The sequence below is a fragment of the Marinobacter sp. ELB17 genome (assembly GCF_000169375.1).
Classification (GTDB): Bacteria; Pseudomonadota; Gammaproteobacteria; order Pseudomonadales; family Oleiphilaceae; genus Marinobacter.
This window is the reverse complement of sequence record NZ_AAXY01000001.1, coordinates 112600-132656: the sequence shown is the minus strand read 5'-3', so window position 1 is coordinate 132656 and position 20057 is coordinate 112600. Positions and strand designations below refer to the sequence as shown.

20 protein-coding genes and 2 riboswitches are annotated in these 20057 nt (G+C 56.1%); of the genes, 7 read left to right on the top strand and 13 right to left on the bottom strand.

Features of this window, described 5'->3' with window-relative positions; all coding sequences use genetic code 11:
* Positions 1-23: 23 nt before the first annotated feature.
* The gene (locus tag MELB17_RS00740) at positions 24-812 is read left to right on the top strand and encodes a TrmH family RNA methyltransferase (RefSeq protein WP_007348192.1); all 789 of its coding nucleotides are present in this window, start codon (positions 24-26) and stop codon (positions 810-812) included.
* A gap of 56 nt (positions 813-868) precedes the next feature.
* Here the strand turns inward: MELB17_RS00740 and ahpF are convergent, their stop codons facing one another.
* On the bottom strand, positions 869-2437 hold the full coding sequence (ahpF, locus tag MELB17_RS00735) for an alkyl hydroperoxide reductase subunit F (protein WP_007348191.1): 1569 nt from the start codon (positions 2435-2437) through the stop codon (positions 869-871).
* A 279-nt stretch (positions 2438-2716) separates the two neighbouring features.
* On the opposite strand from ahpF, the gene MELB17_RS00730 reads away from it, so the two are divergent.
* Positions 2717-3448 (top strand): DUF3581 domain-containing protein, encoded by a 732-nt coding sequence (locus MELB17_RS00730; RefSeq protein ID WP_007348190.1) that lies wholly within the window; start codon positions 2717-2719, stop codon positions 3446-3448.
* Between the two features lie 233 nt (positions 3449-3681).
* On the opposite strand, the gene ahpC is transcribed toward MELB17_RS00730, so the two are convergent.
* The 3 genes from ahpC to MELB17_RS00710 form a co-directional block, all read right to left on the bottom strand.
* On the bottom strand, positions 3682-4245 hold the full coding sequence (ahpC, locus tag MELB17_RS00720; RefSeq protein WP_007348188.1) for an alkyl hydroperoxide reductase subunit C: 564 nt from the start codon (positions 4243-4245) through the stop codon (positions 3682-3684).
* Positions 4246-4424: 179 nt separating this feature from the next.
* Positions 4425-5360 carry a putative RNA methyltransferase gene (locus tag MELB17_RS00715; RefSeq protein WP_007348186.1) on the bottom strand — a complete coding sequence of 312 codons (936 nt, stop codon included), beginning with the start codon at positions 5358-5360 and terminating at the stop codon, positions 4425-4427.
* Between the two features lie 122 nt (positions 5361-5482).
* A complete protein-coding gene (locus tag MELB17_RS00710) occupies positions 5483-5749 on the bottom strand; it encodes a DksA/TraR family C4-type zinc finger protein (RefSeq protein ID WP_007348185.1) in 267 nt (88 codons plus the stop codon).
* A gap of 336 nt (positions 5750-6085) precedes the next feature.
* Between MELB17_RS00710 and MELB17_RS00705 the strand changes: the two genes are divergently transcribed.
* Positions 6086-6292, top strand: a complete 207-nt coding sequence (locus MELB17_RS00705) for a cold-shock protein (RefSeq protein WP_007348184.1) — start codon at positions 6086-6088, stop codon at positions 6290-6292.
* A gap of 196 nt (positions 6293-6488) precedes the next feature.
* Positions 6489-6866 carry a thiol-disulfide oxidoreductase DCC family protein gene (locus MELB17_RS00700; protein ID WP_007348183.1) on the top strand — a complete coding sequence of 126 codons (378 nt, stop codon included), beginning with the start codon at positions 6489-6491 and terminating at the stop codon, positions 6864-6866.
* A gap of 29 nt (positions 6867-6895) precedes the next feature.
* Here the strand turns inward: MELB17_RS00700 and MELB17_RS00695 are convergent, their stop codons facing one another.
* The 3 genes from MELB17_RS00695 to MELB17_RS00685 form a co-directional block, all read right to left on the bottom strand.
* Complete coding sequence (locus MELB17_RS00695; protein WP_007348182.1) at positions 6896-8200, bottom strand: TRAP transporter large permease; 1305 nt, start codon at positions 8198-8200, stop codon at positions 6896-6898.
* Entirely contained in the window at positions 8190-8684 is a 495-nt protein-coding gene (locus MELB17_RS00690) for a TRAP transporter small permease (RefSeq protein ID WP_007348181.1), read from the bottom strand. The genes MELB17_RS00695 and MELB17_RS00690 overlap by 11 nt, the downstream gene beginning before the upstream one ends.
* A gap of 72 nt (positions 8685-8756) precedes the next feature.
* Positions 8757-9767: a DctP family TRAP transporter solute-binding subunit gene (locus MELB17_RS00685; protein WP_007348180.1), complete on the bottom strand. Its 1011-nt coding sequence runs from the start codon at positions 9765-9767 to the stop codon at positions 8757-8759.
* A 233-nt stretch (positions 9768-10000) separates the two neighbouring features.
* Between MELB17_RS00685 and MELB17_RS00680 the strand changes: the two genes are divergently transcribed.
* Both MELB17_RS00680 and MELB17_RS00675 read left to right on the top strand, forming a co-directional pair.
* Positions 10001-10786, top strand: coding sequence for a DUF1499 domain-containing protein (locus MELB17_RS00680; protein WP_007348179.1), 786 nt, complete (start codon positions 10001-10003; stop codon positions 10784-10786).
* Complete coding sequence (locus tag MELB17_RS00675; protein ID WP_007348178.1) at positions 10786-13062, top strand: mechanosensitive ion channel family protein; 2277 nt, start codon at positions 10786-10788, stop codon at positions 13060-13062. Before MELB17_RS00680 ends, MELB17_RS00675 begins: the two co-directional genes overlap by 1 nt.
* Positions 13063-13143: 81 nt before the next feature.
* Here the strand turns inward: MELB17_RS00675 and MELB17_RS00670 are convergent, their stop codons facing one another.
* The 3 genes from MELB17_RS00670 to MELB17_RS00660 all read right to left on the bottom strand — a co-directional run bounded on the left by MELB17_RS00670 (position 13144) and on the right by MELB17_RS00660 (position 16130).
* Positions 13144-13944 (bottom strand): thiazole synthase, encoded by an 801-nt coding sequence (locus MELB17_RS00670; protein ID WP_007348177.1) that lies wholly within the window; start codon positions 13942-13944, stop codon positions 13144-13146.
* 96 nt (positions 13945-14040) lie between these two features.
* A complete protein-coding gene (locus MELB17_RS00665) occupies positions 14041-15357 on the bottom strand; it encodes an LLM class flavin-dependent oxidoreductase (RefSeq protein WP_007348176.1) in 1317 nt (438 codons plus the stop codon).
* Positions 15357-16130, bottom strand: coding sequence for a 3-oxoacyl-ACP reductase (locus tag MELB17_RS00660; protein WP_007348175.1), 774 nt, complete (start codon positions 16128-16130; stop codon positions 15357-15359). Before MELB17_RS00660 ends, MELB17_RS00665 begins: the two co-directional genes overlap by 1 nt.
* 47 nt (positions 16131-16177) lie before the next feature.
* Positions 16178-16274, bottom strand: a riboswitch (TPP riboswitch).
* 89 nt (positions 16275-16363) lie between these two features.
* Positions 16364-16472: riboswitch (TPP riboswitch) on the top strand.
* Between the two features lie 110 nt (positions 16473-16582).
* Between MELB17_RS00660 and MELB17_RS00655 the strand changes: the two genes are divergently transcribed.
* A complete protein-coding gene (locus MELB17_RS00655) occupies positions 16583-18022 on the top strand; it encodes a sodium:solute symporter family protein (RefSeq protein WP_007348174.1) in 1440 nt (479 codons plus the stop codon).
* 10 nt (positions 18023-18032) lie between these two features.
* Here the strand turns inward: MELB17_RS00655 and MELB17_RS00650 are convergent, their stop codons facing one another.
* The 3 genes from MELB17_RS00650 to MELB17_RS00640 form a co-directional block, all read right to left on the bottom strand.
* The gene (locus MELB17_RS00650; RefSeq protein WP_007348173.1) at positions 18033-18278 is read right to left on the bottom strand and encodes a TIGR03643 family protein; all 246 of its coding nucleotides are present in this window, start codon (positions 18276-18278) and stop codon (positions 18033-18035) included.
* Between the two features lie 77 nt (positions 18279-18355).
* Positions 18356-18928, bottom strand: a complete 573-nt coding sequence (locus tag MELB17_RS00645; protein ID WP_227498751.1) for an SOUL family heme-binding protein — start codon at positions 18926-18928, stop codon at positions 18356-18358.
* A gap of 113 nt (positions 18929-19041) precedes the next feature.
* The gene (locus MELB17_RS00640; protein ID WP_007348171.1) at positions 19042-20019 is read right to left on the bottom strand and encodes a M23 family metallopeptidase; all 978 of its coding nucleotides are present in this window, start codon (positions 20017-20019) and stop codon (positions 19042-19044) included.
* Positions 20020-20057: the final 38 nt, after the last annotated feature.

Sequence of the window (20057 nt, the reverse complement as noted above, 5' to 3'; positions counted from 1 at the left end):
GCACACACAACCGGGACATAACCGTGAAGCTGGACGACATCAAAAAACTGCAGCAAAAAAAATACCGCGAGGCTTTCGGACACTATCTGGTGGAAGGCGAGCATCTGGTGCTGGAATTGCAAAAAGCCGCCAGCACCCAGCCAGCCTTAAAGTCTTCAGAACTTTACGTGACGGCGGCTTATGAGCACTGGCAAAGCCCGTTCACCACTCACCTGATCGGCGAACGCCAGATGGCGCGGCTCGCCGATACCCAAACGCCCCAGGGTATTTTGGCGATAGTGCCTATAAAAGTACCCATAATAGCGCCCGAAGTGACGCCGATAGTCACGCCCATGGCCCAGTCGCAAGAACGGCCAGCCATTAATACACAGCACAGCCCTGCAAAAGCCATTTATCTGCACGAAGTGCAGGACCCAGGCAATTTGGGCACCATTTTACGCACCTTGGCCTGGTTCGGCGGTTTTCGCTGCCTGCTCAGCCCCGGCAGCGTTGACCCTTACAATCCAAAAGTAGTGCGTGCCAGCATGGGCGCGATATTTCATTTGCCGCTGGAAACCGATGTTGAGCTAGCCAGCCTGAGCGAGCGATTTCACCGTTTGGCTTGCCTTGATCTGAATGGCCGCAGCTTAACCGAGCCCGGCTTTGCTGACCACGACTGCTATTTGTTCGGCAACGAAGCCCGCGGCATTCCGGCTCAGGCCCTCGATGAACTGAACGCCACCGCCTACACCATAAATGGTAAAGGCCAGATTGAATCTCTCAATCTGGCCTCAGCAGTCAATATTTGCAGTTGGGAGCTGATGCGCAGCTGATTATGTATCAGCGATTGCGCGTCAGCAAAAGCCCTTTAACAAACGCTCTTCAACACCTATTCGTCAGCAGAGTTGCGAATCAGGAAGTCAAAGGCACTAAGGGCCGCTTTGGAACCTTCACCCATAGAAATCACGATCTGCTTGTAGGGCACGGTGGTAGCATCACCGGCGGCAAATACGCCAGGAATGCTGGTTTCGTTGCGCTCGTTGATGACCACCTCACCGTGCTTGCTGAGTTCGATATCGCCTTTCAGCCACTCGGTATTGGGTAACAGGCCGATTTGTATAAACACGCCTTCCAGCTCTACGTGAACATTTTTACCGCTGTTGCGATCAGTGTAGTCCAGGCCATTCACCTTACCGTTGGCACCGGTCACTTCGGTGGTCTGGGCCGATACCGCGACATCCACGTTCTTCAGGCTGCGCAGCTTACGCTGCAGTACTTCGTCAGCGCGCAATTCGGCACCAAATTCCAGCAAGGTTACGTGGCCAACAATACCAGCCAGGTCAATGGCGGCTTCCACGCCTGAGTTACCGCCGCCAATTACGGCTACGCGCTTGCCTTTGAACAATGGGCCGTCGCAGTGCGGGCAGTAAGCCACGCCCTTGTTGCGGTACTTGTCCTCACCGGGAACACCCAGCTGGCGCCAGCGGGCACCGGTAGACAATACCAAGGTGCGGGCTTTCAACGAGGCACCGTTGGCCATACGGATTTCATGAGGCATGCCCGGCTTTGTCGCCGGAATCAGCTTTTCGGCCCGCTGCATGTTCATGATATCCACACCGTACTCTATTACGTTCTGCTCCATCGCGGCCACTAACTTGGGGCCTTCTGTGTAGGGCACGGAAATCAGGTTTTCAATACCCATGGTGTCAGCAACCTGACCACCAAAGCGTTCGGCGGCAATGCCGGTGGAAATGCCTTTACGGGCGGCGTAAACAGCCGCTGCGGAGCCAGCGGGGCCACCGCCGATTACCAACACTTCAAAGGTGCCCTTCTGGCGAATTTTATCAGCTTCACGGGCGCCGGTGTTGGTGTCCAGCTTGGCTACAATTTCTTCCAGCTTCATACGGCCCTGGCCAAACAGCTTGCCGTTCAGGTACACGCTGGGCACCGCCATGATTTCACGCTCTTCCACTTCGGCCTGGAACAAGGCGCCGTCAATGGCGGTGTGCTTCACGCTTGGGTTGAGCACACTCATCAAGTTCAGCGCCTGCACCACATCCGGACAGTTCTGGCATGACAGCGAGAAGTAAGTTTCAAATTCAAAATTGCCGTCCAGTTCCTGAACCTTCTGGATCAGCTCCGGAGTGGCCTTGGAGGGGTGCCCACCCACCTGCAACAATGCCAACACCAGTGACGTAAACTCGTGGCCCATGGGTATACCGGCAAAGCGCACACCTACGTCGGTGCCAACACGGTTGATGGCAAATGACGGGCGGCGCACCTCTGAGTCGCCATCTTCACGCAGGGTAATCATGTCAGACAAAGCGTCGATTTCTTGCAGCAGCTCATACAGCTCGTTGGCTTTTGCGCTGTCGTCCAGCGCGGCAACGAGCTCGATGGGCTGCTTTACATTGTCCAGGTAGCCTTTCAATTGGCCTTTCAGATTGGCATCTAACATTTTGTCGTCCTTTATAAGGAATAAAGTCTGTGAACCGGCTCGGTTTTATCCGGTTGTTCTAAGTGGATGTTGCTAAGATACGGCGCCGGACAAACAAGCTCAAATCAATTGATTCAAAAACTTCGATAGGTATTTGCTATTGACGAGCATCGGCCGATTCACACCCTGACGAAAGATATTCTGCAGTATTTTTGCATTAAGCCAGATGGTGCATTTTGATATGGGTGCAGCTGGACTATCATGGGAAGCTGAATCTGGCCACTCGGAATAAGGTACTCCATGTTTCTAGAACGTTTTCACTGTGAAAAGGATGGCCGCGTATACATCAGCGCCGCCCAGGCCAGCCTGTTTGCCAAGGAAGTGGCCGGGGACTTTAACCCGATCCACGACCCGGACGCCCGCCGCTTCTGCGTGCCGGGGGATTTACTGTTCGCTGTGGTACTTTGGCGTTTTGGCTTGTCGACGAATATGACCTTCCACTTTCGCGCCCTGCTGGGTAAAGACGTGCCTCTGGAATTTCGCGAAGGCGCCGATGGCACTATTCAGGTGTGCGATCAAGCCGGCAAGGTGTATCTGGAAGTCGCCCGCAGCGGCGACATAACCACCGACAAGGTGTTTATCGAAGAATTCACCTTGGGTTACGTGGCGGCCTCGGGCAAAAATTTCCCGCACACCATGAAGCCTTTGATGGAATCCAACGGCGTGATGTTCAACCCGGACCGGCCAATGGTGATGTATGACAGTATGACCGTAACATTGGATAGCCTGCATGCAGCGTCACCGGAACTTGAACTGCATAACGCCACCCTGGAAGCCAATGGCAAGCGTGGTCAGGTAACTCTGGAGTATCGCCTGATGTCTGGCGACCAGGCGCTGGGTACCGTATCCAAACGGTTGGTGCTGGGCGGCTTGCGCCCCTACTGTCCGGATGCCATGGCCGATGTGGTAGAACAGTTCTACCGCCTGAAAGCCCGCGGTGTCAGTTACGGCACCGACATCGCCAGTACCTGACGCAGATCGTTTTTCTAGCCAGATTTCTGGTTACACGGGTCCTTATGAACTTTGCCATGATAGTGACCCGTAAGCATGGACAGCGGACGCTCATCAAAGAAGTCCCAAGCCGCTGCACGCAGTTCATAATCCACCTTGCCCTGAACAAAAAAACCCCGGATTTCCGGGGTTTTTTGATAGTAGCAAGCCCGTAACACGAGCCTGTACTGTTTGATTCCTTGTTAAAAGGAGCCTTAGATCTTGCCAACCAGATCCAGTGAAGGAGACAGTGTCGCTTCGCCTTCCTGCCACTTGGCGGGGCAAACTTCGCCAGGATGCTTGCGCACGTACTGAGCAGCCTTAACCCGACGCATCAGCTCGGACGCATCACGACCGACGCCTTCCGCGGTGATTTCAACGGCTTGAATTACGCCATCCGGATCGATCAGGAAAGTAGCACGGTCTGCCAGGCCTTGGCCTTCACGCATCACACCAAAGTTGTTGGTGATGTTGCCGGTCTGATCGCCAACCATGTAGTACTGAATCTTGTTGATGGTTTCAGAGCTGTCGTGCCAGGCTTTGTGAGTGAAGTGGGTGTCTGTGGATACAGAGAACACTTCAACGCCCATCTTTTGCAGTTCTGCATACTTGTCAGCTACGTCGCCCAGCTCGGTGGGGCATACGAAAGTGAAATCAGCCGGGTAGAAGAAAAATACAGACCACTTGCCTTTTACGTCTGTTTCGGAAATCTCAACGAACTCGCCCCGTTTGAAAGCGGTTGCGTTAAACGGTTTAATTTCAGAATTAATGATACCCATAAGATATTGCCCTTTGCTTGCCAGATGATTAATGGATACCTGAGATTATAGGGATGCTGCGCGCTTAACAAAAATTGATAATGCCCAAACAAGAGATAGCTTTAAGCTATTACTTATACTCCCCTTACACCTCCGAGAAGCAGCGGCGGCTAATGTGAATGTATGGATGCCTATCCGTGCTATTTCACGGCAGCGCTTGGGGCGCTGGCGCCGTCAGCCGGTGTGGTTTCCAGCACCGTCAGCCGTACATCCACTGTTACCTCCAATTCGCCAAGCGCAGCGGCGCGGGCCAGGCCCTCGGCTTTGGCGCGATAAAAGTGCGGGGTCATCGCCAACAGGTCGGCAATAGTGCCTTCGCCGACCAATGCAAGGCTGAAATTAATCGTCTGCCGCCCTATTGTCTGAAAGCCCGGAGGCGCTTCGCTGGCGTTGGGTTTGTCGATCTCGGGCTTGAGTACCGGGTAAATGACTTCTCGCAATTCGCGCAAATGATCCGGCCCCGCGTCGACAACCATTACCCGGCCGCCAGGGCGCAGCACCCGCCGGAACTCCGGATACACCGGAAACCCGAACAGGCTCAAAATGCAGCCCAAAGACCCGTCAGCCAGGGGTATATTGGCGTTGCTGGCGACCAGCCACCGCGTTGTTTTTGACTGTTTTGCCGCAGCCAGCACCGCCGGTTTTGAAATATCCAGACCTACCAGCGACAGCTGCTGTTCCTGTTCCTGTTTCTGGCCCGACAAGCAAGCATCAAGCTGGCGCAAATAATAGCCTTCGCCGCAACCCGCATCCAAACAGGAGAAAGATTCTTTTGTGCCTGGCTGGTGCTCAGCACCCGCGACCACAGTGTTAAATGCTTCCGCGACCGATTGAGCAACCGCAGCGGCTATCGGCTGATAGTGCCCAGCACTTAAAAAGCGCTGGCGTGCGGCCACCATTTCCTTGCTGTCACCAGGGGCCAGTGACCGCTTGTTCTGCACCGGCAGCAAGTGCACATAGCCCTGGCGGGCGTTATCGAAACTGTGTCCGTTGGCGCAGCGCCAACTGTTTTGCTGCATCAGCAGGGATTGTCCGTCTAACGGGCAAATAAGGTGGTTAAATGGCGTTATGGTCATAATCAGAGGGTATCGCTGGCAAATGTGCGGGGAACGCCTTGGTCACGGCGTTGCTGGGCGCTTTCTCAGCGCTAAGATAGCATTCTCGTAGCACCTTTATTAAACAGCCTCATACCCGGGGGTCAGCGCAGCTGGCTGTCTTTACTGGCGCGCCGGTTAACGCCGCCACTTTTGCCCTGCTGCTTTTCCAGCTCGGCCTGGCACTGTATGCACAGGCGCACACCCGGCACCGCAGCCCGCCGGGCCTCAGGTATTTCCCGGTCGCATTCTTCACAATGGGCCTGGCTATCGCCCTTACCCAGGCTGCTTCTGGCTTTGTTAACCGCATCTTCAACGCTGGCGTCGATCTGATCTTGCACGGCGCCATCCCGTGCCCATCCTCCGGCCATAACCCCTGCTCCTTTGGCATCTACGTTGTCACAACTATAGCTTGGTTATTGCTTTATTAACGTGCTGCCGCGGTTTCACCATTTCAACACGTGGCTTATCCGTTGCTGTACCTACAGGTTACAAAAAATCACACAAAGGCTTTGCAATGACCTCGTTTGCGTGTAGAGTGCCTTCCGTCGGAAAGATTTAGCAAAGCACTTCATCAATAGAACGTACTAAGTAACGCATCGTCCTGTTTTTGATCACGCCTCATTTTTTGTTTCCCGCATACCGCTGATCCGTCGTCATTAAGGATGACTGACAGCACATTACCTAAAGAATTCAGGATTATTATTATGTCTACAGTTACCGGTACCGTTAAGTTCTTCAATGAAGCAAAAGGTTTTGGCTTTATCACTCGCGAAGGCGGCCCCGACGTATTTGTTCACTACAGCTCTATTCAAGGCGGCGGATTCAAGACCCTGGCTGAAGGCCAGCAGGTTGAGTTCACTGTTACTCAGGGCCAGAAAGGTCCTCAGGCAGAGAACGTTGTAGCTGTCTAAGCTAGAACAGATAATTGTGCTGTGAATAACAGCCAATAATCAAAAAAGGCAGCTTCGGCTGCCTTTTTGCTGTCTGCCTTTTTTATACGTGCCTTTCCTACCCCGCTAATGAATACGCTTCGCCCCCGCCAACGTAACCTCTGTACCAAAACTTCGTTAACGTACGACTCGAAAAGACTGACCACAAGGCTACGCTATGCCCGCAAAACCGATTTTATTCTACGATGGCCAATGCCCGTTGTGCCGCCGCGAGATTGACCACTACCGCAAGGTCGACAAGCAATCACGCATCGACTGGCAGGATATATTCGCCAGCGACACTACCTTGGCCCAATACCAGCTTAGCCACACAGATGCGATGAAAGTCATTCACGCAGTAGACAGCGCAGGCACTCTTCAGTCCGGAGCACACGCGTTTGTGGTGGTGTGGCAGGAACTGCCGGGCTACCGCCATTTGGCGACAGTGTTGAAGAAACTGCACCTGGTTGGCCTGGTGAACCGAGCCTATCTGGTGTTCGCCCGCTTGCGCTTTCGTTCGCGCTGCAAGCAGGGTTGTCAGTTGCCGCCGCAATAGATTTTCACGCATCGCACCTGAACCTGCATTTACCAAGGCCCAACCACATAGCCAAGCTTGTCGGGCAGCCACAGCGCAATGCCCGGCACCAGTGCGACCAGCAGCAGGCTTACGCCCATAGCGACAACAAACACCAGCGCCCAACCCAGGGTGTGCTCCAGGCGGATATTGGCAATACGGGTGGTAACCATCAAATTCACTGCAACCGGCGGAGTAAACTGACCAATAGCAATGTTCATGGCCAGCAGAATACCGAACCACACCGGGTTCCAGCCAAAGTGGTTCATGAGCGGCAATACGATGGGAATCAGGATCAGGTAAATGGATACCGCGTCCAGCAACATACCCGCCAGCAACACCAGCAGCATCACCAGCACCAGCAGCACCCAGCCGTTGTCCGACAGCGACAATAACGCATCCGCCAGATGCTGAAAGGTGCCCAAAGTGGTGCCAGCCCAAGCAAAAATACCCGCCAAAGCGATAATCAGCATAACCACGCCGGAGGTAACCGCAGCGTCGGTCACCAGATCGTAAAGCCCACGCAGGCTCAGATTGCGATAGATCAGGCAGCCCACAATCACCCCGTAGGTGACCGCCACCACCGCGGCTTCGGTAGGTGTGAACAAGCCGGAACGCAGGCCACCCAGAATAATCACCGGCGCGAACAAAGCCGGCAAGGCCGCTTTAAAGCTGGGCCAGAAAGGCGGGCGCTCTGAGGTTTTCGGATCTTCCCAGCGATATTTGCGGGAAAAATACAGCGCCGGCACCAGCAGCGAAAGCCCAGCCAGAATACCAGGGAACACACCAGCGGCAAACAGCGCGCGCAAATCTACCCCCGGCACCACAATGGAATACAGAATCAGCGCAATGGACGGTGGAATCAGAATGGCGGTAGACGACGATGCCGCAATCAACGTGGCGGAAAACGGCTGCGGATAACCCGCCTTGCGCATGCTGGGCAGCATCACCATGGCCACCGCGGCCGCATCGGCCGGGCCGGAGCCACTCATGCCGCCCATAATCAGGCATACCAGCACGGCAACAACGGTCAGGCCACCGTGGCGCGGGCCGATAATAGCTTGGGCAAAACGCACCAGACTGGCGGCCACACCGGCACGTTCAAAAATCAAACCAGTCAGTATGAACAGCGGTATGGCAATCAGCGGGTACTTCGCCACGCTGTTGTAGGTGTTAGTGCCAAAGGTGGCCAGCATGTCTGGCGACAGCCCGGCCACAATGCCTACCGCGCCGCCCAGCCCCAAGGCCATTGCCACGGGTACACCCAACAGCAGCGCCACCATGAAACTGGCGATCATTAACAGATCAGGACTCATGAATAACCCCCGGATCGGCTTTACCGCGCAGACGATCTATCAAACTCTGGGTCATGCGTACAATAATGGCCAGCGCCATCAGCGGCAGCCAAATCACGTAAATCCAGTTGGGCAAGCCCAGCCCGGGTGACAGCGATTCCCACTGGTACTCCTGCCAGGCAAACACACTGCCGTACCAGGCGGTAATGGCAAACACCGTCACACCCAACGCCCATTGCACTATGTATACGGCCGTTCTAACAGGCGCCGGCAGGTGGTGCTCGATCAGCTCGATGCGAATGTGCTGGTTGTTGCGCGCCGCTACCGCAGCGCCGGCAAAAGTCACCAGAACGAGAAAAAACACCGAGAACTCTTCAGTAAAGGCAAAAGACGCATCGGTGGTGTAGCGCACAATCACGTTGCCCAGGCTGATCAAACAGATCGCAATCAAGGCAACAGACGCCAGCCAGGCTTCGGGCCAGCACTTAGGGGGGCGGGTAGACATGAAAACTCCGGGTTGGTCAGCCCGGCTTTACGCCAGAGTGATATTCTCGGCGCAAAGCTCGGGCCAGAACGCTTACTGCTGGCGGTCGGCGACGGCTTGCTGGGCCTTCTTTACCAGACCTTCACCAATCCGCGGTGACCATTCCTGATAGACCGACTGGGTCGCGTTGATGAACTCATCGCGCTGGGTCGGCGTCAGTTCGGTGACGGTCACGCCACGCTCCTTGATGGCGGCCAAGTTGGCGTCCAGCTCACTGCGCGACTTTTCAATTTCCCATTGGCCGGCGTCTATTGCAGCCTGCTTTAACAAGGCCTGATCGTCGGCGCTGAATGTCGCCCAAATCCGATTGTTAACCGCAAATACCAGCGGGTCTGCCATGTAGTGCCACAGGGTCAGGTGCTCCTGCCCTACCTGATCAATACGCGCCACATCAAACACCGACAGCGGGTTTTCCTGGCCGTCTACGGCACCGGTGGTCAGCGCCGGCTTGGCGTCGGCCCAGCTCATCTGAGTGGGGTTGGCGCCCAGAGCATTAAAGGTATCCTGAAACAATGGCGAACCTACCACGCGGATTTTCAAGCCCTCCACGTCTGCCGGCTTGCTGATCGCGCGCTTGGAGTTAGACAGTTCACGAAAACCGTTTTCGCCCCAGGCCAACGGCGTTACACCCCGTTTCTGGATGGCGGCAAAAACGGCCTCGCCGACCTCGCCCTGGGTAATCGCATCAATGGCGGGGTAATCCGGCATCAGAAACGGCAGCGAGAACAGATTCAGTTCCGGCATCTGGGGTGACCAGTTGATGGTAGAGCCCACCGCCATATCAATCAGTCCGGAGCGCATGGCAGAAAATTCTTTAGTCTGGTCACCAGACACCAGCTGGGAGTTGCTGTAAATTTTCATGTTGATACGCCCTTCCGAGCGCTCGTTCACAAGCTCTACCCATTTGTCGGCCGCCTGGCCCCAGGGAAAGGCCGATGGCAACACGGTAGATACGGTGTACTCGTCTTTGTATTGAGCATGGGCAATAGACCCAAACAAGAGCGCGCCTGCGGCGGCGACAACTAACGTGCAACGTTTCAGCATGTTCTTTTCCTTATTGTTTGACGAGAAGCTGGCCGCCGGGCAAAAGCGTAGCAGGCGACTGACCCGCGATTATAGGAGGGTCGCTCGGCGCGACGCAAAAAAAACTGCTGAGTGCCAGCGGTTAAGTTTGTGTCGCCTTGAGACTTCACCTCATTGCACACTATGCTTGTTAGCAGAACCAAGCCAATGCTGCTCTTATTAAAAGTAGCTCAACAAAACCAGGAGTTATTGCTATGTCATCGCTTTCACACCCCCATCGTCGCGGTGGCAAGTGGCCTGTACTCTGCGCCTGGCTAGCAGTCATCGCGCTGATTGCCGCCGGTGTTCTAATGGCAACGTCAGGGACGGTATTTCGCATGGAATGGATTGCACTGGCCGATGCCTTTAGCTGGCTGCGAATGGGCGCGCAACTGGCAGCGGTGGCCGCCATACTGGGCATAGTGACCATCGTGGTTGCCGGTCTGTGTAAGCGCTGGGGTGCGGTTTTGACCGGAGCAGTGGCCGCCGTGGTCGCGGTTACGGTGATTGCGATGCCGGTGCAAATGCAGCAGCGGGCACACACGGTACCGCCTATTCACGACATTACCACCGACATGGACAATCCACCGGCGTTTGTGGCCCTGGCCAACGCCCGTGAAGCTGCGCCCAACGCTGTGAATTATCCCGGCATTAAGACCGCGCGCCAACAACGGGCTTCTTACCCGATGTTGCAGCCCGTCACACTGGCGGTACCCATGGCGCGAGTGCAAACAGCGGCACGGGATCTGATTGCTGCCCGCGACTGGCAGCTGGCCGAGGCCAGCCCAACAACCCTTGAAGCAACAGCCATCACTCTTGAAGCAACAGCCACTACCCGCTGGTTCGGTTTTAAAGACGATGTGGTGATTCGCCTGACTGAAACCAGCGAAGGCGTGCGTGTAGACATGCGCTCCGCCTCACGCCTTGGTAAAAGCGATTTGGGCACGAATGCCGAACGAATACAGGATTTCCTGGAAGATCTACAACGCGCGGTGCGCTGATGATGCCACCGCACATAAAAGGCCAAACCATGGGTTCCCGTTTGTTCACGGCGCCATTTTTTGAGCTTGTTATCGGTGTTGCGCTGCTGTGCCTTGCGGCCACCGCAACCCAGGCCCAGGGGTTGTCGCTGCCAGCAATTCCGGGGCTGCCCGGATCGAGCCAGGAACAACAGCAACAAACGGCTTCTGCAGAAGAATTGAGCCAGTCACTTGAAATTACCATTCAGGCCCTGCAAGACGACAGCAGCCGCGAAGACCTGATCAAACAGCTGAAAACCCTGCAACAGGGCCTGCAGGCGCAAGCCATTGAAGATCAGCGCAACTCACCTACTCAGCAGGGCCTGCTGGGGGCGCTGGCAGAATTTTTTGACGATCTTACACGCTCTGACGGTGCCGCTGGTGAGTCACTGGGGCGTTGGAAAGTGAATTTTGACAACGCAATCAGTGCTGGCAAGGGACTGATAGCCGCTGCCTCATTCAAGGTGGTGGCAGAAACCGCCATCGGGCTGGCACTGGGGGCAGCGCTTTTGTACAGCCTGTCGCGCCTTGCCCGAGTGCTGTTTATTCGCCGCGACTGGCCGTTAGAAATGCCCCGGCGCGCCAAGCCGTGGATGCTGATGGCGCATTTTGCACGCCGGATAATCCCCTGGATTCTGACGCTGGTTGGCCTGTTCCTGCTGTTGGGTCTGCGCATGCTGGCTATTTCAGACACCGCGCAAAGCACCGTTCTGGTGCTCGCTTACATCAGCCTGTGCGGCCGACTTCTGACGTCATTATTCGATGTTATGATTTCGGTTTTTTCCAGCGGCCATCGAACCGCCGCTGTTGCTATTTTACATAAACGTACGCTGTTTCCGCTGTTCATTATCGGTGCCATGTTCGCTTTGGAAGATGCTCTGGGATCGTCAGAGCTGGTGTCGCAGCTTGGCGCCGATCTGGCCTCTACTCTGGCACTGGTGTTCAGCATGTTTGGTGCCCTGTTGGCAATCTTCGTGATTATTCGCAACCGCCGCCCTATCACCCATCTGATACGCAACCAGCCTTATAACCAGCGCAAGAATCAAGGCGTATGGCGGGAACTCGTCGGCCTGCTGGCGCGGCTCTGGCATATTCCGTTATTGCTGGCGATTGGCGCCTCTATGGTGGCTGTTTTTGCCAAAGGCGGTTCAGGCGATGCAGCCCTGGGCAAGGCGCTTATTGTTTCACTAGTACTGATTGTCACCTTGGCAGCGCAAGGCGTTGTCGGCATTCAGAAAAGCAGCTCACGCCACAAGTCCCTGAGCACCTTCAGCCGGCGCCTGGTGAAATTCGGCTATCGCCTATTACAAATTGCGTTATGGCTGGCCTTTTTTGAGATAGCACTGCAAGTATGGGATCTGTCCTTGCTAGGGCTGGCCGACAAGCCATCCCTCAGTGCTGGCCTGGCAGACAGCCTGTTTGCGCTGACGGTTACCGGGCTGGTCGCCAGCTTGACCTGGACCTTCGCCGATGAGCTTCTGGAGCGCGCTGTACGCCGTGGCGACCGCAAAAAGCGCCTTAGGGCGGCGCGCGCCCAAACCATCGTTCCCATTGTCCGAACCACCATTCTGATCATCATTGTTGTGGTGGCCTTTCTGGTCAGCCTTTCCATTGTCGGGGTAGACGTTACGCCGCTGCTGGCCGGTGCCGGTATTATCGGTCTGGCGGTCGGTTTTGGTGCCCAAACGCTGGTACAGGATTTAATCACCGGGCTGTTTATTGTGGTGGAAGATTCAATGTCGGTGGGCGACTTCGTAGAAATCAACGGCTTTATGGGCACGGTAGAAGGCTTCAATCTGCGCACCGTGCGGCTGCGGGACCTGGAAGCGGTGGTACACCACATTACCTTCAGCAAAATCAGCTCGATTCACAATATGTCCCGCCAGTTTGGCATTGCGCTGATAAAAATCCGGGTACCGCCGGACCTGCCTATTGATGACGCCATCAAACTGATGACCGACACCGCAGAAGAACTGCGTGCGGATCCCGCCATGCGCTGGCTGATCTGGTCGCCCCTTGAAATGCAGGGTATTCACGCGTTTGAAGACGGTTGTCCGGTTTTGCGCATGCGTATGCGCACCAAACCAGAGTTCCAGTGGGATGTGTCACGAGCGTTCAATCTGCTGCTGAAGCGGCGGATGGAAGACCTGTATCTGGACGTGGCCGCACCGCGCATCAGCGTGCAAATGGAGGCCGAAGGCGGCGCCCGTTCGCCAGGTCGCGGAGGCCAAGCCGTCAATATGGAAAATCAGGATTAACGCAGAAGACATTAAAAAGCCAGGCTCCGCGAATAAAACAGAGCCTGGCAACAATCAACTCTACGTCTGAAAATCGAGGTGTCAGGCGCCGGCGATGCGCCCGGCCAGCGGTGATGACGGATCTGCCAGTTGGCGGCGGGGCATGCGTCCGGCAAGAAATGCTTCACGCCCGGCTTGCACCGCCAGTCGCATGGCACGGGCCATAGCAATAGGGTCTGGCGAATGAGCAATGGCCGAGTTCATCAATACCGCATCGCACCCCAGTTCCATCGCCATAGCAGCCTCGTGAGCGGCACCAATACCGGCATCCACCAACACGGGCACGCTCGCGCGCTCGACGATCAGACGAATATTGTGGGGGTTTTGAATACCAAGGCCGGAGCCAATCAACGAGCCCAGGGGCATGATCGCGCAGCAGCCGATCTTCTCCAGTTCCAACGCCACAATGGGGTCGTCGCTGGTATACACCATCACGTCAAAGCCATCACGGATCAGCTCTTCGGCAGCTTTTAGGGTTTCCACCACATTCGGATAAAGGGTGGTTTCATCGCCCAGCACTTCCAGCTTGACCAGATTGTGGCCATCCAGCAGCTCGCGGGCCAGCTTGCAGGTACGCACCGCAGAACGGGCATCGTAACAGCCGGCGGTATTAGGCAGCAGCGTGTAGCGGTTTGGTGGCAGAAAATCCAGCAGGTTGGGTTCGTCGGGATTCTGACCAATGCTGGTGCGGCGCACGGCAAACGTTACGACCTCGGCGCCGCTTTCGTAAAGTGCCCGCGCGGTTTCATCGTAGTCTTTGTAGCGGCCGGTACCCACCATAAGGCGCGATGTGAACTGCCGCCCTGCGATCACCAGTGGTTTGTCCAAGGTTTGTTCTGTCATCTTGTGTTCCTGTTTATGTGGGTACCTACTTGCACAAGCGGAGACTGTTGCAAGTGTTTGTACCGTGATTTGATATTGGGCAGAAAAAATAACGTTTCAACGATGATCAGGCCTGGCCAACCCTAAATGTTCGCGCAAAGTGCTGCCCTGATATTCAGTACGAAACAGCCCGCGACTTTGCAGCACCGGCACCACCTGCTCGATAAAGTCTTCAATGCCACCGGGCAGCGACGGCGGCATCAGGTTAAACCCGTCGGCGCCCTCGTTGCGGAACCAGTGCTCCATCTTGTCCGCAATCTGCTGGGGCGTGCCAACCATAGTGCAGTGGCCACCCCCCGCCGCCAGCCGGCCCAACAGCTGGCGCAGAGTCGGCTGTTCCGTTTCGATGATGCGTAAAATGGTGCTGTAACGACCCTGTGGCCCGCTAAACTCCTCCAATGGCGGAAGTGTTGGCACGGGTGCGTCCAAATCCCAGCCCGAACAGTTCTGGCCGATAAACATGGCCAGCTGACGCAAAGACGCATCGGCGGGTAACAGCTCATCAAGCTCACGCTGCTTGGCCTTTGCTTCCGCCTCGGTGGGTGCCACGTAAGTGACCAAACCCGGCAGAATCGGCACGTAAACCTCGCGGCCAGCGGCTTTTACCCGCTGTTTGATATCGCGGTAATAGCTTTGCGCCGTTGGCAAATCATAGGCAACTGCATAAATCGCCTCGGCGCATCTGGCCGCCAGCTCCCGCCCGGGCTCTGACGCGCCGGCCTGAAACAGCACCGGATGCCCCTGCACCGGGCGCGGTACGTTCAACGGTCCGTCTACCCGAAAAAACTCACCCTGGTGGTTTATCGGACGCACCTTGGCGGGGTCGGCGTAATGGCCCTGGCGATCAAACCGCAAAGCGTCATCGGCCCAGGAGTCCCACAATCCCAGTACCGCCTGCACAAACTCGTCGGCGCGGCGGTAGCGCTCGGCGTGGCCGGGCATAGATTCATAACCGTGGTTGCGGGCTTCTACATCAAACATCGAAGTAACGACGTTCCAGCCAATGCGGCCGCCAGAGATATGATCCAGCGACGCGACGAGACGCGCGGCGTGAAACGGTGTGTAAAACGTGCTGGATACGGTGCTGATAAGCCCGATCTTCTCTGTGGCCCGGCTCATGGCTGCCATGGCCGTTAGCGGCTCCAGGTAAAACCAGCTGCCATCTGACACATTGCCCGCCGAATTGCTGTCGGCGAAAAATACGGCGTCCAGCTTTCCGCGTTCGGCGGTTTGCGCCAGGCACTCGTAATAGCGAATGTCTCCCAACTGCTCCACCGCCGACTGCGGGTGGCGCCAGGCTGCTCGATGATGGCCGCAGCCCATCAGAAACAGGTTTATGTGCATCATCCGTTGCTGTGCATCTGAAGCCATCATCAGTTTTTCACCAACCCGCCGTCTACCACCAGGTTCTGCCCGGTTACCGAGCGCGACCAGGGTGACGCAAAAAACAAGGTGGCATCGGCAAACTCTGCCGGCGTAGTCACCCGCCGCAACGGTGTGCTGGCTGCGATGAAATCAAACACCGCCTCGGGCGTGGCAGCCGATGCGTCCGTGGTGCGCAGCAGGCCGCCCGACACCATATTGACGGTGATGTTGTCTGGGCCCAAATCCTGGGACAAGGTACGGGTAAGTGACAGCAAAGCCGCTTTACCCGCAGTGTAATCGTGATACGGCACCACTGGGTTCTGGAACAGGTTGGTTCCCACATTCACAATACGACCAAAACCCACTTCGCGCATACCGGCCAGCGCCGCCTGAGTGGTGTTCAGCGCACCGCCCACCACGCCGGCAAACTGCTGGTTCAGATTCTCCCAGGTCAGCTGCTCCGCGTTCGGGCGGGCATCGCCGTTGAATGAGAAATCCGGTAAGGCATTATTGATTACCGTGGTCACCGGAAACCCGAAATGCTGCCGCGCCTGGGCAAACATCGCCTGTACAGCGGCGCGGTCGGTCACATCAGCCTGCACCGCAAGCGCACGGACCGGTTCTTCGGCGGCCAGTTTGTGCGCCGCTTCGGCGCTGTTGCGATAGTTGATGACAACGCTGGCGCCTTCGCGCAAAAACGCGCGCACCAGATGTTCCCCCAAACCGCGGGCAGCACCGGTTATCAAAACCAGCTGTTGATCAAGACGGATGGATTTGTGCATAGACACCTCATGGCTGAGGCGAAGGTATGAATGGACAGATTTGGTACCGGCGCACCTTCTGACATCCCTTCGCCAGTGTGAACTGGATCAGGTTCAACGGGTGTGCTCTCAGCCCTGCAAAGCAGGACACCCCGTGTCGAGCCCAAACCATAGCATAACGGATGCGCGAATATGCGGGCCAAACCGCCATTAATAGCTGCAATTGACAAGTACGAACAGACTTCCTACTCTGGTGTGATTCCTGGGGGCGCCATTGCGATGGCTGAGACTCCGCACTTTGTGCGGTAACCCTTCGAACCTGATCCGGGTAATGCCGGCGAAGGGAAGGATAAAGCCTGCTTTACGCTTGCCTGTGCGCTCCTTTCTTTCCCTGCGGTTTGTCCCGGTTGTCCCGGTCGTTCGCCACCTTTGGCGATGACGCTCCCGTCTGCCACGGCAAGGAAGATTTACCAATGCTAAGCACCTCTACCGCCCTTGTGTGGCTGGTTTTATTCGCCGCACTTTTTGCCATACCCGGCCTGATTTACGCCCGCCACAAGCAAGACAAACTGGACGATTTTCTGGTGGCCCGCAACAGCCAGAGCAGCTCCGCTACTCTGCTGACACTGCTGGCGACCACCATGGGCACCTGGATTCTTTTTGGCCCGGCGCAAGCCGCCACCTGGGGTGGTATTGGTGCCGTTACCGGTTATGCGCTGGGTGCCCTGGCGCCGCGGCTGATCATGATTCCCCTGGGTAAACGCATTCGCACACTGATGCCCGAAGGCCACACCCTCACCGAATTTGTGCTCGGCCGCTATGGCCGTATTATGTATGGCTTCGTGCTGGTGATCATGGTTTTCTATCTATTTATCAGCCTGACAGCGGGCCTGACGGCCATTGCCAAAATGGTGTCTTTGTTGGCGCCGGTTCCTCTGTGGCTGACCGCCAGCATCGTCATGGGCGCCACCCTGCTGTACACCCTGTACGGCGGCCTGCGGGTCACTATTTTTACCGACCGGGTACAAATGCTGGTGATTTTGCCATTCCTGGCGCTATTGATTGGTTTTGGCTGGCAGGCCACCGGTGGTTTGGCTCCGGCGCTGCAAGGCTTGCAGGAAAAGGCACCGCACCTGTTGAACCCGCTGGACATCAACGGTTTGAAATCCGGCCTGACTTTTTTCCTGGCGGTGGTGCTGACCGGATTATTTTACCAAGGCACCTGGCAGCGAGTCTTCGCCGCCCGTGATAACAAGGTTATCCGCAACGGTTTTATCCTCAGCGGTCTGTTGAGTTTCCCTATCATTTTCATCATGGGATTGTTCGGGCTGGCGTTTGTAGGCCTGGGCTTGCCGGGTGACGGCTCGGTGGCGCTGTTCAGCGTGCTGTTGGCCGATGTGCCCGTGTGGTTTGCCATTGGCCTGTTACCCTTCGGGCTGGCGCTGATTATGAGCAGCGCAGACTCTACCATCAGCGGGCTGACCAGCATCATGGTCATAGACCTGCGCCGACTGCTGCCCAAGTTGGGCAACCATAGCCTGCTGTCGCTGTCGCGTTGGCTGATTGTGTTGTTGTCGATACCGGTGTTGTTCGTGGCGGCCCAAGGCTACAGCGTGCTCTACCTGTTTTTGCTGGCCGACCTGTTGTGCTGCGCCGCCGCTTTCCCGGTATTTTTCGGCTTCTACAACGCCCGTTACCAAAGCTACAACGCCGCTATTAGCACGTTTGCCGGCCTGGCTACCGGGTTGATGCTGTTTCCCGCACCGGGGGCGCCGCTCACCTATTTGCTGGAATCTTTCCTGCTGGCAACCTTTGTACCGATTGCGGTGTCGTTATTGTTGCTGCTACTGCCAAAGGGAAAGCTCTTTGATTTCTCTTTATTGGCGCAGCGGGTGCGGAAGCTGGAGGGGTAATGTCACGGGCTTAGCGCTGTTTGTACTGGGTTGGGCAATAACCCCTGCTTATGTCCGGGCTTCTCAACTTCAGGTGTTTGGTTGAGCGGCCCGACACCCGCGCCCGCCACAGCCTGAAGCTACCTGGCTTCAGTGACTTGCGCATAAACCGGATAACCTCAGGTTCTGACATGCCGTACAGTTGCTGAATGGCCTCGAAAGGCGTGCGGTCTTCCCAGGCCATTTCAATAACCCGAGACTCGTCGGATGGACTCATGGCGTTTGCTCTAACAGAACAGAATTGTTCAAAGCGTTACGTGCTACCACGGCTTTTGGATGCAGGCTGGCCGAGCCTCACTTATTGTCCACCGGAATCACGATGCGGACCAACACTTCATTCCGTCGCAAAAACCAGGGCATAAAGGGCGGGTTGTAGCGTGCCCAAGCCGGCTCGCCAATCACGCGAAAGCCGTTTTCATTGATCCACGCGTCCAGCTTATTCTTGTTGTTCTGGTAACCCTCTTCACTCCACGTGCCTGAGTAGCGCACCACAGCGATGCGCTGGGTGGGAACCTGGCGCAGAACCACCTTAGGGTCTTTCGGCGCTGGAAGTGTCTCCATTGTATAAGACGCTGGCATCATAAAGCTTACTACCCAGCTGTCGTTTTCCCGCTTCTGACTGACCGGCGACGTCATATCAATCTTTTCGCTTTCAGCTTCCTGCGCGACCGGCGAGGTCTTTTCAATTGTCTGCTGGGACGTATTGTCACCGGAGATGTATTTGAACAACCGGCCGAAGGCCTTGTTACCGGCGTTAGAAAACTTTCCGTCTACGATGGTTTCGGCCAGGATATGTGGCTCGTAATCGCGCACCTCAAAGTTCTTATCCTTGAGCACAACGGTGTATTCAGCTTCTTCTGTCGCCATAACGTTGCCTAGCCCTAAAATCGTCAAAAAGGCGATACAAACAGTTTGCGCCAAATACGTCATCGGCGTTCGTCCTCAAACGTTATTTGCAGATTTACAAAAAAACCGCGCGTTTAACGGCTCAGTGAAGCCCCGGGTTCGGTTACTTTGAGCCTGTCGTTCCTCACATAGAAGGTTCCGTTGATGGTCAGCGCCAGTGGCTGTCCACTTAGCGGAGCCTCTTCGGGCAAGCCTCTTTGGGCATGCACGTGCAAATGCGGCTCTGAACTATTGCCGGAATTACCCATCTCCCCAAGCTTGTCGCCAATTTCCAGACTGTTTCCGGCCCGAACCTGAACGCTGCCCTGGCGCAAATGCGCCAACACCACAAAGAAATCACCGCAATCAACAGCGACGTAATTGCCTGCTATATTCTCAGGGTCTATTTCAGGAACCTGCATGTCCTGAACACCGTCCACAATTCTGGCGACTTCCCCCTTACAAGGTGCTAATACCGCTGTTCCGAAGGTGACATAACGAGCTGGGTCAGCGGGTTGCCAGCCTTCTACATGACGGCCAAACGGCGTAATCCGTACAATGTCGAGCGCGCGGCTCTGGCCCCGCCAGGGCCGGAATCGCTCTACCGATTCGTCCAGTGTATGCAGGTGAATATTGACCAGCCTGCCTGAGCCCCCTTGTGCCACCAGATAGTCGCCCGCGCCGAAGGGCAGTGCGATATTCACGGTGTCTACCGGCGGGAGTTCACGGCCCAGCCACGCCAGATAACCCATATAACCGCCGATCGAGCCGAACCCGGCTACTATCAGCACCAGCGTGGTTGGCCCGGCTGACGCTTGCCAAAATCCGTTGCCCAGGAAGCGGCCTCGCACAAGATGCCAAGCCGTAATCAACAGGAACACAACGGCGTAAACATAAGGTACCCAGAAAGGCGGCATCGTCCATAAAGCCGCGAGCCCTATCCCCAGAATAACCGCGCCAACCGAAATCGCCTGAAGCCCAAAGGCCAGAAAGCCAGCCGCCGGAAACCGTGCAAACCAAAACAGCAGCAGCACCGGAATAAGAATCTGGGTAACCATGGCCATCCAGGACATTAATCGGGGTTCCTTAATTCAAGCCGTAATACGGATAG